This is a genomic window from Roseibium salinum (genome assembly GCF_026240905.1).
GTDB lineage: Bacteria > Pseudomonadota > Alphaproteobacteria > Rhizobiales > Stappiaceae > Roseibium > Roseibium salinum.
This window is the reverse complement of sequence record NZ_JAPEVI010000001.1, coordinates 444,887-457,499: the sequence shown is the minus strand read 5'-3', so window position 1 is coordinate 457,499 and position 12,613 is coordinate 444,887. Positions and strand designations below refer to the sequence as shown.

Sequence of the window (12,613 nt, the reverse complement as noted above, 5' to 3'; positions counted from 1 at the left end):
TCAGGAGCGCAGCCCCGCCCCCCAGAGCGCCGCGGTCTCCGCCCGCTGATTGAACCAGAACAGGGCGGCAACGATGGCGGTGAAGGGCAGGGCAAACACCCAGCCGCGCGACATGACACGCCCGACGGGCGGGATCTCCTCGCCCTCGACCGGCCTGATGTCGTGCTTGGCCGCCTGGAGGTCTGCCTGCACGTACAGAGAGACATAATAGAGCAGGGCGGGCACGATGGCGGCAATGACGATCTCCGAGTAGGGCTTTTGCAGGATGTCCGCCATCAGAAACGCGACGGCGCCCATGACAGGCGGCGCGATCTGCCCGCCCGTGGAGGCGACGGCCTCGACCGCGGCCGCGGTGGTCCGGCGGAAGCCGGCATTGATCATCAGCCGGATGGTGACCACGCCGGTGGCGACGATATTCGAAACGACGACACCCGAAATCGAGCCGAACAGGCCCGAGGCGACGATGGAGATCTTGGCCGCGCCGCCCCGCCGGCGCCCCATGGTCGCCAGCGCGATGTCGTTGAAGAAATCGGCCCCGCCCGAGCGCAACAGAATCTGGCCGAACAGAATGAAGGCGACGACCACCGTGGCGGCGACACTCAGGGTAATTCCGAACAGGCCGTTCGGATCGAAGGCAAGGTAGACGGCAAGGCGCGGTGCGGCGACTTCCCGCGTTTGAAGGACCCCCGGCACCAGATGGCCGATCAGTCCGTATCCGGTGATGACAAGGACCACGACGACAAGCGTCATGCCCACCGTCCGGCGCAGCCCCTCCAGCACGAGCAGGAAGAGCAGGCCGCCCGCCGCCAATGCGTGCCACGGCAACATCATGGCGCTGTTGAGCAGGCTGGGGTAGTCCCAGGCCACATAGAGCGACACAAAGAGGCCGATAGCCGCCAGCAGCAGATCGGGGACCGACGGCCGCCCCACGGCGCCTGATTTGATCCTGCGCAGGAGGAACACCAGCGCAAGACTCAGCCCCAGGACCACCGCCAGGAACTGCTCGGTATAGTAGGAATATCCCAGGCGTGATGGCAGGTCCGCAGCCTGCGCCACGGCTGCCAGGGTCAGCATGCCGGCCAAGCCGCGGGTGAGGTATCGCAGCCAATCCGGCGTTGCGGAGTTCTTCGAAGCCCCTGAATACGAGGTTTCATCTGTGTTGACGTCAGTCACGCTCAGCCCTTCCTTCAAGTCCGGCGGGGGAGGGGGCGGCATCGGGGCCGCCCCTTGAAAGGCTACGGTCTATTCGGCGGCCGACAGTTCGACGCCGCGTTCTTCAAAGAAGGCGACAGCGCCGGGATGGTATTCCAGTCCCGGATAGGCGCGATAAGCCGTCTCAAGATCGAGCGCGCGAAGCGGCGGATAGGCTTTGCCTATCGCATCCTTGCTGTCGAAGACCACGGACAGGAGCGATTTGACCTGTTCGTTGGACACATGCGCCCCGGCGACGAGAATGTTGTCCCAGGTGACGAACATCATCGGCTCCTTCACGCCGACGCGCGGCGGTGCCGGGGTCACTTCGGAGAAATAGAAGGCGGGCCGGACCGCCCGTATCTTGGCAAGGGTGTCCTGATTGGCGTCGACGGCCAGGAACCGGACCCCGCCGACCGATGCATCGATTTCGGCGACCTTCGGTCCGCCGACTGCGAAAAAGGCGCTGTCGACGCGTCCCGACGCCATGTCGTCAGACCCGCGGATAAGCTCCGGAACCGGCACCTTGTCGACGTCGTCCCAGGTCAGGCCGCCCGCCGCGAGGATCGCGGTGATATGCGAGCGTGCGATGGGGAAGCCGTCCCAGCCCGCCGGCACGCTCTTGCCGGCAAGGTCGGCAACCTGCTTAAGCCCGGAGTCTTCCTTCACATAAAGGCCGACCGGAAACGGGTTGATACGCGCAATGACGCGGAGGTTGGGCATAGCCGCCTGGTACTCGCCGCTGCCCTCAAGGGCTGAAATCACGTCATTCACATCGTTAAGCGAAAACTCGGCGACCGTGTCGTTGACAGCCTGCATCATCTGGGCGTTGCCGCCATAGGGCTGCACCACCATGCGCAGGCCGCCGTTTTCGCGGGCCTGGCTGGCAATGACCGAGGACATGGTGTTCCATACCGACCCTTGTGGCGGCGTGGCAATGGACAGGACCTGGGCTGATGCAGGGACTGCGGCCGGAGCCGCAATTCCGAGCGCGAGCCCGGCGGTCAGCAGATATTTGGCAAGTCTCATGGTTCCCTCCCGATTAGAGACGTTCCGGTAGCCGGATACTCCGGCGGGATGTCCCGCCGTTGATTTGAAGTATGCGTTTGTAGCTGTGTCAGGCGCCGGCCGTTTGCCCCTTCAGAAGGGCCTGCCGGTCGATCTTGCCCGTTCCCGTCTTGGGTAGATCCTCGACATATTCGACGATGCGCGGATACTTGTAGGGCTGCAGGCGTGACTTGACGTAGGCGCGCAGTTCATCGCTCTGCGCTTCGCCGGCCCGTCCGCCGTCGCGAAGCCGCACAATCGCCCTCAAGGTCATCCGTCGGTCGGCGAGTTCATGCGCGAGGACCGCGCATTCGTGAACGTCCGGATGCTCGTTGAGACAACGCTCTACCTCCAGGGGCCACACCCACTGGCCCGACACCTTGATCAGTTCATCGGCCCGGCCCTGGAAATAATAATGACCATCCGTCTCGATGAAGCGGTCGCCGGTGTAGAGCCAGTCGCCGCGCATGGTGTCGCGGGTCTTTTCCGGCCGGTTCCAGTAGCAGGGTGCCGAGGAATGGCCGCGCACGAACATGACGCCCTCCTCGCCCGGCTGAGCCGGTTTTCCCTCGGGCGTTTCGAGGCGCACTTCATAGCCCGGCACCCGCGCTCCGGCCGAGCCGATCCGGTGGTCGCAGAGGCTGTTGGACAGGTAGATATGCAGCATCTCGGTGGAACCGAGACCTTCCGTCGGCCCGTGTCCGGTCAGGTCCTTCCAGGCGTCGTAGATATCCTGGGACAGGATTTCGGCCGCCGACATGGATTGGCGCAGGGAGCTCAGGTCCCGTTTATCGACCCCTTCCGACCGGGCCAGGGCCGTATAGAGCGTGGGCAGACCGAAGAGCACCGTCGGGCGGTACGTCTCGATCATGTCGAGGACTGCGGCGGGCCGCGGTTGTCCCGGCATCAGCAGCGTGGTCGCGCCAACGGAGAAGGGGAAGGTGATCGCGTTGCCGAAACCGTAGGCGAAGAAGATCTTGGGCACGGAGAAGCAGATGTCTTCGGGGTCAAGTTTCAGGACATGCTCACCGAAGGAGGCTTGCGTATAGGCCATGTCGTGATGCAGGTGAACGATGCCCTTGGGCCGGCCGGTGGAGCCTGAGGAATACATCCAGAATGCCATGTCGTCGGGGCCGGTGTCGGCGCAGGCGAGTTCTTCGGGCTGACCGGCGAGGAAATCGACCGCCGCAACCTGCGCGTTTCCGCCTGCCTCGCCATTGGCGATCACGACTTTCTCGAGCGTCGTGCCGGCCAGGGTTTCCGGCGAGAAACGGCCGGCCAGCGCCGCCTCGCACAAGGCGAGGCGCGCACCGGTGTCCTTCAGAAAGAAATTCAGCACATCCGGCGTCGTCTGCGTGTTGAGAAGCACCGGCACGAAGCCGGCCCGCACGGCGCCGAAAAACGCGGCGGGATAAACCGGCGTGTCATCGAGAAAGAAGGGGATCCGCTCACCCCGTTCACAGCCGGCGGCAAGAAAGGCATTGCCCCATCGCGCCGCCTCGGCCACCAGCTCCTTGTAGGTCAGCGTACCGGCGGGGCCGATCACCGCGGCTTTCTCCGGATTGCGGCCGAGATTGTCCCAGAGGATCGCGGAGCAGTTCGAGTGGGCGGCTTTGGTGAAGCCGATCTCCACGACGCCGGGTGCATCGTCCGACACTGGATCGGCCGGCGTGGCGTCTGCACTCTTTTCGGCCTCATACCGGGCCATGAAGCCCGGAGCGATCCGGCGCAGGCGATCCATGTCGACGCGGCCCGAGCGGGTGATGTAGTCGAACGCGAAGTCCACCGGAGGCAGAGCCATCTTTTCCGCGAAGGTCTCATACCAGGCGGCGGACGTGTTAGCCGCATCGACGATCTTCCTGGCGATGGGCTGGCGTTCCGACTGGTAAGCCGCCAGTGCCTCGTCGACATGTTCATGGGCCGCCAGCGACCGGACAAGGGCGATGGCATCTTCCATCGCAAGCCGCGTTCCCGACCCGATGGAGAAATGCGCAGTATGTGCGGCATCGCCCAGAAGCACGTGCCGGCCGGCGACCCAGTTCCTGCACCACAGGCGCGGGAACTGCCGCCACGTCGACTTGTTGGTGATCAGCGGTGCGCCGTCCAGAACATCGGCGAAAATCTCCCCGCAGACCCGAGCGCTCTCGCTCTCGTCCATTTCGGCGAAACCATAGGCGCCGAAGGTCGCATCGTCGCATTCCACGATGAAGGTGCTGCGACCGGGGGCAAAGCGATAGTGATGCGCATTCAGCGCACCCTTTTGCGTCGTCACGAATGACTGGGTCAGCGTATCGAACGCCCGTTCCGTGCCGAACCAGGCGAAATGATTGCTGAAATGGCTGATTTGCGGTGCAAACCCGGCTTCGAACGTGCGGCGGACCAGGGAGTTGAGCCCGTCCGCGCCGACGATCAGATCCGCCTGGAACTCGTCGAGGGTGGTTGCCGTATGCGAAAAGCGCATTTCCACGCCCAGCGCTTCTGCCCGCTTGCGCAGGATTTCGATGAGCTCCAGGCGGCCGATTGCGGAAAAGCCGACGCCGTCGAGGATGACCTGACCCGCGGGCAGGTTCAGCGTCATGTTGCGCCAGCGCTCCATATGCGGCGTCACGAGATCATGGGTCTCGGGGTCGTCGGCATTCAGAAAATCAAGCGCCTGGTCGGAGAAGACCACACCGAAACCGAAGGTCGCGCCCTTGGGATTCTGTTCCGTGATGCGCACCCGCACATCCGGCAGAAGACGCCGGATGAGGATCGCGGTGTACAGGCCCGCCGGGCCGCCACCCAGAATTTCTATGCGCGAATGTATCGTCATGCCTCCTCCCAAGGTCGCTCGACAACTGTTGCTCCAAATGATAAATACTTTTCCGCTATACGCAATACGTTTTATAGAATGGAAAACTATAAAAATGCATCTCCTTGATTATCCAGTCACTTTCGGCGATTGCGATCCTGCCGGGATCGTGTTTTATCCAAATGTCTATGCGTGGTTCGACCGCACCTTCCACGACTGGTTGCGTCGCTTCGGCGGCCATGAAGCGCTGTGCCGCGAGCTCGGAGCCGTCGGACTGGGGCTGCTGGAAGCCAATGCGCGGTTCCGCCGGCCGATGCGCGACGGCGACATCGTGTCCCTGACGCTTTCCATCGAGTCCTGGGGCCGCAAGGCCCTGCATCTCAGCTATGAGGGGCGCGTCGGCGACAACATGACGGTTGCCGGAACCGAGGTCCGCGGGCTATTCAAACCCAGCGGCGATGGAATGGTCGCGGGGGAGTTGGACGCATTGCGGAAATTGGTGGAAGGCGATGGCTAAGGACGACAAGAGCGACGGGCAGACCGGCGGCATTCAATCGCTCGATGCCGCCTTGCGGCTGCTGAATGCCATGGCCGAGCGGCACAGCCCGGCCTCGTTGTCGGAACTGGCGCGCGAATGCGGCATGCCGCCCAGCAAGGTACACCGTTACCTGTCCTCGTTCCTGCATGCAGGCCTTGTGGTGCAGGCGGGCCGCTCGGGAAAATACGACCTCGGCCCCGGCGCTGTGGCCCTTGGCCTGTCGGCGCTTGCCCGCCACGATTTCGTCAACCGCGCGGCGGACGCCCTGCCGGATCTTTGCGCGGAATCGGGTCTGACCGCGCTGCTGGTTGTATGGGGCAATCTCGGCCCGACGGTGGTTCGCTGGGAACGCGCGGCCTCTCCGACTGTGACGTCGATGGGGTTGGGCACCACGCTGCCCTTGCTGAATTCGGCCTCCGGCCGCACCTTCCTCGCCTGGGCGCCCCCGGCGCCGCTCAAGGCGGTCCGCGACGCGGAACTCCGGCGCATCCGCCAGAACCCGGCATCGGCCGTGGACTTCGAACCGACCAATCGCGGTATCGAGGATATGATCCAGAAGATCCGGAGCCAGGGCTATGCATCGGTGGACGGGCGCTTCATTCCCGGACTGGTTGCGATCGCCGCGCCAATCCGGGACTGGCAGGGCGAAGCGCAGGCGGCGATCACCCTGGTCGGCACAGATCCGGCGGTGGCGCAGCCGGGCTCCGATATCGTCCGGCTCCTGATTGCCTTCTGCAAGGATCTCTCCTTTGACACCATGGCCTGCAACAGGCCCAACCAGTCTTAAGGACGATTGTGCTGCCAGAGCCGTCAAAATACCCGCGTGGCAGAGACTGCCCGCGAACTCACGCGGCGGCCTGATAATCCTTTAGCGCGGTGGCGAGTTGCAGGGCAAATCGAGCGGAGGCAACCGGCAGGGTACGACCCCGCGTCTGGCCGAGGATCAGGTTGCCCGGTGGCATGTCCTTTTCGGAAATCGGCCGGTAGACAAGCGTACCGTCGGCGTAGCCACGCAGTCCGATCGGGATCTGAAATCCGATCAGCTTTTCATGCAACACGTAGTGACGGATCAGTTCGAAACTCTCCGTCTCGACAACCGGGTCGACCCGCCTGCTTCCGCGCCGCGCGGCGAAGTCCATGAGATGGCGAACGCCGTATTTCACTGACGGCGCGACATGCGGCACATCAAGACAGTCGCGGAGGCGGATCTCCCGTTTCCGCCCAAGCGGGTGGTCGGCCGCCATCACCACGTTCACCGACTGCGGGACAACGTGCAGCACTTCGAAATCCACCAGATAGACCGGCTCGAAGACCAGCGCGAGATCGCTTGAATAAGTGGCAAGCTCCTGTTCGGCCTGCGTCCGGTCACGCACGTTGACCGAGAATGTCACGCCCGGATGGTCCGAACGGTAGCGCGCGATCTGTTCAGGCAGGAAATAGGGTAGCAGCGCCTGGGAGCAGGCAATAGACACGTGACCGCGCCTTTCGCCGGTTAGATCGGCAACCTGTCCCTGAACACGGGCGAGGTCGGAGAGCGTCGCCCGGTAGTGATGCAGCAGCAGTTCCCCGGCGGAATTGAGACGTACCCCGTTCGACAGCCTCTCGAACAGCTTGGCCCCGAACTCCTCCTCGAAGCGCTGAATGCGGCGCGTCAGGGCCGAAGCGGTAAGGTTCATGTCCTCCGCGGCCTTGCGCATGGACCCGGCTCGCGCCACGGCCTCGATCAGTTGAAAGGTGTACAAGTGCCTCATCAGGCGTTCCTTTTTCAGGAGCGGTGATTTTTTTGCACCGCTTCGGTGAAATCATAGCAGTTTTCGTTAACGCCAAACAGAAGCAAGCTCGCGTCAGCCACCGAAGCCGGGAGATTGCATAAAGATGACCATCCACAGACGCCAGTTCCTCAAGGCCGGGGCAGCTATTGCCGGCGCGATGCCGTTTGCCCGTGTCCTGCCCGCTCTTGCCGCGAGCGACACGCTCGTCGCGGTCACGGGACAGACCATCAACAGCCTCGATCTTCATCGCACGGGGACAAACCGCGCCAGTTATCAGGTCGCCATCAACTGCTATGACCGGCTGATTACGTTCGGTACCAAGACGCTGCCGGACGGCAGCCTGTCTTTCGACTACTCAAAGCTCGAGCCTGAGCTTGCCGAGAGCTGGAGCGTTTCGGACGACGGGCTGACGATCACCTTCAAGCTCAAGCCGAACGCGATATTCTGGGATGGCAGCAAGGTGACCGCCGAGGACGTGAAATGGTCGTTTGACCGCGCCGTCTCGGTTGGCGGATTTCCGTCGACACAGATGAAGGCCGGTGGTTTGGTGCGGCCTGACCAGTTCACGGCGGTTGACGACGAGACTTTCGTGATCGCGCTCGACCGGCCGTCCAAACTCTCCCTGCCGGACCTTGCGGTTCCGGTACCCTTCATCATCAATTCGAAGGTCGCCAAGGCACAGGCGAGCGCGGAAGATCCTTGGGCGACCGAGTATCTGCATACCACTCCGGCAGGATCAGGCGCCTACAAGGTGGCCCGGTGGGATCCCGGCCAGCAGCTCGTCTACGAGCGCTTCGACGGCTGGACAAGCGGCCCCTTGCCGAAGGTCAGGCGCATCATCCTGCGCGAGGTACCGAGCCCGGCGACCCGCCGCGCACTTATCGAGCGCGGGGATGTCCATGTTTCCTTCGATATCCCGGACAAGGACGCTGCCGAACTGTCCGAAAAGGTGAAGGTCCATTCGACTCCGATCGCCAACACGATCCACGTCGTCGGCCTCAACTACGATTTCGAACCGTTCCAGGATGCCAACGTGCGCAAGGCGGTTGCCTATGCCATCCCCTACAAGGAGATCTTCGAAACGGCCGCCTACGGGCGGGGGGCGCCGCTGTGGGGCGAAACGGAAGAAATCGCCGGCACCGAATGGCCCCGCAAGTCGCCTTATGTCCACGACATGGAGAAGGCGAAGGAACTGCTCGCCGCCTCGGCGTATCCCGACGGCTTCGAGGTGCCGCTGTCGATCAGCACGGATCTCGCCTCCTGGATGGAGCCCACGGCCCTCCTGATTCAGGAAAGCCTAGGCAAACTCGGCATAAAGACGGAAATCGAGAAGATCCCCGGTGCAAACTGGCGTACCGCGGTTCTCGTCGAAAAGCGTCTGCCGCTGCACCTGGAAAATTTCGGCGGTTGGCTCGATACGCCTGACTACTACTTCTTCTGGGCCTATCTGGAGGGCAATCTCTTCAACTCCTCCAACTATCGCAACGAAGAGATCGAGGCTCTGACGGCCGAGACGCTGCACATGGCGCAGGACGACCCGGAATATGCGCCTAAGATCAGGCGCATGTTCGAGATTGCAATGGAGGACATTCCCCGTATTCCGCTCTATCAGCCGGCGCTCAACGTCGCCATAAACGGCGCGGACGGATACGAGTTCTGGTTCCACCGCCAGCTCGACATCCGCACTCTGACCGGCGCGGAGAGCTGACAGCGTGGCCCGGCGGAGCGCGGCCATCGCCGGCCGGATTGCACAGGCAATCCCCGTGGTGATCGGAGTTGTGGTCATCAGCTTCTTGCTGACGCGCGCCCTGCCGGGCGATCCGGCGGTGCAGTTCGCCGGCGCGGCTGCGACGCCGGAATCAATCGAGGAAGTGCGCCGCTCGCTCGGCCTCGACAAGCCCCTGCCGGAGCAATTCGTCATCTATGTCGGACAGCTCCTTGAGGGCGATCTCGGCCGGTCGGTTTCCACCGGCCGCCCGGTCGCCACGGAACTGGCGGCGCGTCTGCCGGCCTCACTCGAACTTACCTTGTCGGCGCTCCTACTCTCCTGCTTGATCGCCGTCCCCCTCGGCGTGCTGGCCGCGACGCGCCCTGGAAGTCTGGTCGACCAGTTCTGCCGCGTTCTCGTCACGGCAGGGGTGTCGCTGCCCACATTCTTCACGGGCATCGTTCTGATCTACGTCTTCTATTACCTTCTCGGCATTGCTCCTTCGCCGCTCGGCCGGCTGGATTTCATCTATGTCGACCCGCCGCACGTCACCGGGTTCTTTCTGATCGACGCGGCATTCGACGCTGACCTGGAGACCTGGCTTGGCGCGCTGAAACAGTTGATCCTTCCCGCAATCACGCTGGCTCTGTTTACACTGGCGCCCATCGCCCGGATGACACGCGCCGCCATGCTCGCCGCACTGTCGGCCGACTATATCCGCACCGCGCGGGCTGCCGGCCTGGCTCCCGCCACAGTGCTCTACGCCTACGCTTTCCGCAACGCGCTGCTACCCGTGGTGACCACGCTCGGCATGGTGTTTTCCTTCGTGCTGGGCGCGAACGTGCTGGTCGAAAAGGTCTTTGCCTGGCCAGGGATCGGCTCCTTCGCCGTCGAAGCGCTGGTCGTTTCCGACTATGCCGCCGTGCAAGGCTTCGTCCTGGCCATGGCGCTGCTTTTCGTTTTCCTCAATCTCCTGATCGACCTGTCCTACTCGGTGATCGATCCGCGCTTTGGAACATCCTCGAAATGAGCGAGACAGCACTGCCACCCGGTTCTGCCTCTCCGGCCGGATCACTATGGAAAAGCCTGGCACACATTGCCTATGTGCTGCGTGAGAACCCGCTGACCGCCGTTTCCTTCGGCATGTTCGCCTTTTTCATAGGCTCGGCGCTCTTTGGTCCGGCTCTCGTTCCCTACGATCCTCTGGAGACGAATGCCGCGGCCGCACTGCAGCCGCCTTCTTTCTCCCATTGGTTCGGCACGGACAACGTGGGGCGGGATGTTTTCTCACGCGTCATCGTGGCAACGCGGCTCGATCTCATCATCTCTGTCTCCGCCGTCGCACTGTCCTTTGTGGTCGGGTCGTTCGCAGGCGCCATCGCCGGTTACCGCGGCGGGTGGACCGATATTCTGCTCAACCGACTGCTCGACACGATCATGGCGTTTCCGCTCTTCGTGCTTGCGATGGGCATCGTCGCAGCTCTGGGCAACTCCGTTGCGAATATCATTTATGCAACGGCGATCATCAACATTCCGTTTTATGCCCGTCTGGTGCGTACCGAGGTCAACATTCGCAGGGAAGCCGGTTTTACCCAGGCCGCGAAGCTCGCCGGAAACTCAGACACTCGCGTGCTCGCCTTTCACATCTTTCCCAATGCGCTGCCGCCGATGATGGTGCAGGTGTCTCTCAATCTTGGCTGGGCGGTCCTGAATGCCGCGGGCCTGTCGTTCATCGGCCTTGGCGTGCGCCCGCCAACGCCGGAATGGGGCATCATGGTGGCCGAAGGCGCCAACTTCATTATTTCCGGCGAATGGTGGCTGGCGCTGTTTCCAGGCCTCTGGCTCATGCTGGCTGTGTTCACGTTCAATCTGATGGGCGACGGTCTGCGCGATATCGTCGATCCGCGCCGGCGCACCTGAAGAGGCCCCCATGCTGTCGATCAAGGACCTAAACATCGCTTTCGGGACACGTCGCGGGATCGTCAATGCCGTTCAAGGCATCAGCGTCGAACTTGCCAACGGCGAACGTCTCGGCATCGTCGGCGAGAGCGGATCGGGAAAGTCTGTCACCGCCTATGCCCTGATGCGGCTGCTGGACAAGGGCGGAAGCATCAAGGCCGGGGAGGCGGTCTATCGCGGCATCGACCTGCGCCGGGTCGCCGAGCGCGACATGCGGGACATTCGCGGCCGCGAGATCTCGATGATCTTTCAGAACCCACGTGCAGCCCTCAACCCGATCCGCAAGGTCGGTCATCAGATCGAGGATGTTCTGCGTCAGCATGGCCGTGCCACCAGACACGATGCACGGGTCAAGGCGATCGAGGCGCTGGAGGCGGTCAAGATCCGCGATCCGGAGGCACGCTATGAAGCCTATCCCTTTGAGCTGTCAGGCGGAATGTGCCAACGCGTCGTCATCGCAATCGCGCTCGCCTGCGACCCCAGGCTCCTGATCGCGGACGAGCCGACAACGGGCCTCGACATCACCACGCAAAAGGCCGTCATGGACCTCGTCGACGGTCTGGTGCGGGCGCGGGCCATGTCTTCGATCCTGATCACCCATGATCTCGGGCTTGCTTCCCAGTATTGCGACCGGATCATCGTCATGAAAGACGGCGTGATCGTGGAGGAGGGAAAGCCCGCTGATCTCTTCGCCGACCCCCAACACGCCTACACGAACAAACTGGTCGATGCGACGCCGAGACGTGGCGCGACGATACGGTCGCTGTTGCCGATAAGCCAGCGCACGCCGCTGGAGAAAAGGACCATCGGCAATTCACCTATGCTCGATGTGATTAACCTCGCCAAGTCGTTCGAGAGCAAATCCGGCCCCGTTCAGGCCGTAAAGGGCGTCAGCTTCACCATTCGCTGCGGCGAGAGCCTCGGTCTGGTAGGCGAGTCGGGCTGCGGCAAGTCCACCACCGCCTCGATGATCGTCCGGCTTCTCGACGCGACATCCGGCGGCATTTTCTACCGGGGCGAGGATCTGGCGAAGCTGCCCTCAGCCGGTTTCGCCCGTCATCCGCTACGCGGCAAGATCCAGATGGTGTTCCAGGACGCGACCGACAGCCTCAATCCACGCCACACGGCCCGCCAGACCATTGCCGAACCGCTGCTCCGGCTGGGCGATCTGCGGGGCGGAAAACTGCGTGACAGGATCGATATGCTCGCAGGTCTGACGGGCCTGCCGCAGCACCTTCTCGACAGGTTTCCACACCAGTTATCCGGCGGGCAAAAAGCCAGGGTCGGGATCGCGCGCGCAATCGCGACCGACCCGGAGCTCCTGGTTCTCGATGAACCGACCGCTGCCCTTGACGTTTCGATCCAGGCGGTCGTGCTCAACCTCCTGGCCGATCTCAGGGCCCGCCTCGGCATGAGTTACCTGTTCGTCAGTCACGATCTCAACGTGGTTCGCCTGCTGTGCGACCGTGTGGTTGTCATGAAAGAGGGAAAGATCGTCGAGACCGGCGGCGTGGATGCGGTCATGGACAGTCCGTGTGACCCTTATACGCGCGAACTTGTCTCGGCGGCACCACAGGCCCCGAACCGCAAACTCAACGCATAACCGG

Annotated in this window: 10 protein-coding genes and 1 pseudogene; 6 read left to right on the top strand and 5 right to left on the bottom strand. The window is 63.0% G+C overall.

The window, feature by feature from the left end:
* The 4 genes and pseudogenes from ON753_RS01995 to ON753_RS01980 all read right to left on the bottom strand — a co-directional run.
* Complete coding sequence (locus tag ON753_RS01995) at window positions 1-1,173, bottom strand: TRAP transporter permease (protein ID WP_265960877.1); 1,173 nt, start codon at window positions 1,171-1,173, stop codon at window positions 1-3.
* A 69-nt stretch (window positions 1,174-1,242) separates the two neighbouring features.
* The gene (locus ON753_RS01990) at window positions 1,243-2,220 is read right to left on the bottom strand and encodes a TAXI family TRAP transporter solute-binding subunit (RefSeq protein WP_265960876.1); all 978 of its coding nucleotides are present in this window, start codon (window positions 2,218-2,220) and stop codon (window positions 1,243-1,245) included.
* Window positions 2,221-2,308: 88 nt separating this feature from the next.
* Window positions 2,309-3,946 (bottom strand): benzoate-CoA ligase family protein, encoded by a 1,638-nt coding sequence (locus tag ON753_RS01985; RefSeq protein WP_323054665.1) that lies wholly within the window; start codon window positions 3,944-3,946, stop codon window positions 2,309-2,311.
* Window positions 3,947-4,093: 147 nt separating this feature from the next.
* Window positions 4,094-5,050: pseudogene (locus ON753_RS01980) on the bottom strand (FAD-dependent monooxygenase); the annotation flags it as partial.
* A 94-nt stretch (window positions 5,051-5,144) separates the two neighbouring features.
* Here ON753_RS01980 and ON753_RS01975 point away from each other — a divergent pair.
* Both ON753_RS01975 and ON753_RS01970 read left to right on the top strand, forming a co-directional pair.
* Entirely contained in the window at window positions 5,145-5,546 is a 402-nt protein-coding gene (locus ON753_RS01975; protein WP_265960875.1) for an acyl-CoA thioesterase, read from the top strand.
* Window positions 5,539-6,354: an IclR family transcriptional regulator gene (locus ON753_RS01970; protein WP_265960874.1), complete on the top strand. Its 816-nt coding sequence runs from the start codon at window positions 5,539-5,541 to the stop codon at window positions 6,352-6,354. Before ON753_RS01975 ends, ON753_RS01970 begins: the two co-directional genes overlap by 8 nt.
* A gap of 58 nt (window positions 6,355-6,412) precedes the next feature.
* Here ON753_RS01970 and ON753_RS01965 read toward each other — a convergent pair whose 3' ends face one another.
* On the bottom strand, window positions 6,413-7,318 hold the full coding sequence (locus ON753_RS01965; protein ID WP_265960873.1) for a LysR family transcriptional regulator: 906 nt from the start codon (window positions 7,316-7,318) through the stop codon (window positions 6,413-6,415).
* Window positions 7,319-7,442: 124 nt separating this feature from the next.
* On the opposite strand from ON753_RS01965, the gene ON753_RS01960 reads away from it, so the two are divergent.
* From ON753_RS01960 to ON753_RS01945, 4 genes are read left to right on the top strand one after another with little or no spacing between them, the layout of a single operon-like run.
* Window positions 7,443-9,047 (top strand): ABC transporter substrate-binding protein, encoded by a 1,605-nt coding sequence (locus ON753_RS01960; protein WP_265960872.1) that lies wholly within the window; start codon window positions 7,443-7,445, stop codon window positions 9,045-9,047.
* Window positions 9,048-9,051: 4 nt separating this feature from the next.
* Window positions 9,052-10,077, top strand: coding sequence for an ABC transporter permease (locus tag ON753_RS01955; protein WP_265960871.1), 1,026 nt, complete (start codon window positions 9,052-9,054; stop codon window positions 10,075-10,077).
* Window positions 10,074-10,967 (top strand): ABC transporter permease, encoded by an 894-nt coding sequence (locus ON753_RS01950; RefSeq protein WP_265960870.1) that lies wholly within the window; start codon window positions 10,074-10,076, stop codon window positions 10,965-10,967. Before ON753_RS01955 ends, ON753_RS01950 begins: the two co-directional genes overlap by 4 nt.
* 10 nt (window positions 10,968-10,977) lie before the next feature.
* On the top strand, window positions 10,978-12,609 hold the full coding sequence (locus ON753_RS01945; RefSeq protein ID WP_265960869.1) for a dipeptide ABC transporter ATP-binding protein: 1,632 nt from the start codon (window positions 10,978-10,980) through the stop codon (window positions 12,607-12,609).
* The last annotated feature ends 4 nt before the right edge of the window (window positions 12,610-12,613 follow it).

Excerpts from the sequence above, each read along its gene's own strand:
- ON753_RS01975 (WP_265960875.1), top strand. The coding sequence starts at position 5,145 with ATGCATCTCCTTGATTATCCAGTCACTTTCGGCGATTGCGATCCTGCC.
- ON753_RS01960 (WP_265960872.1), top strand. The coding sequence starts at position 7,443 with ATGACCATCCACAGACGCCAGTTCCTCAAGGCCGGGGCAGCTATTGCC.
- ON753_RS01970 (WP_265960874.1), top strand. The coding sequence starts at position 5,539 with ATGGCTAAGGACGACAAGAGCGACGGGCAGACCGGCGGCATTCAATCG.
- ON753_RS01990 (WP_265960876.1), bottom strand. The coding sequence starts at position 2,220 with ATGAGACTTGCCAAATATCTGCTGACCGCCGGGCTCGCGCTCGGAATT.
- ON753_RS01965 (WP_265960873.1), bottom strand. The coding sequence starts at position 7,318 with ATGAGGCACTTGTACACCTTTCAACTGATCGAGGCCGTGGCGCGAGCC.
- ON753_RS01950 (WP_265960870.1), top strand. The coding sequence starts at position 10,074 with ATGAGCGAGACAGCACTGCCACCCGGTTCTGCCTCTCCGGCCGGATCA.
- ON753_RS01945 (WP_265960869.1), top strand. The coding sequence starts at position 10,978 with ATGCTGTCGATCAAGGACCTAAACATCGCTTTCGGGACACGTCGCGGG.
- ON753_RS01985 (WP_323054665.1), bottom strand. The coding sequence starts at position 3,946 with ATGGCCCGGTATGAGGCCGAAAAGAGTGCAGACGCCACGCCGGCCGAT.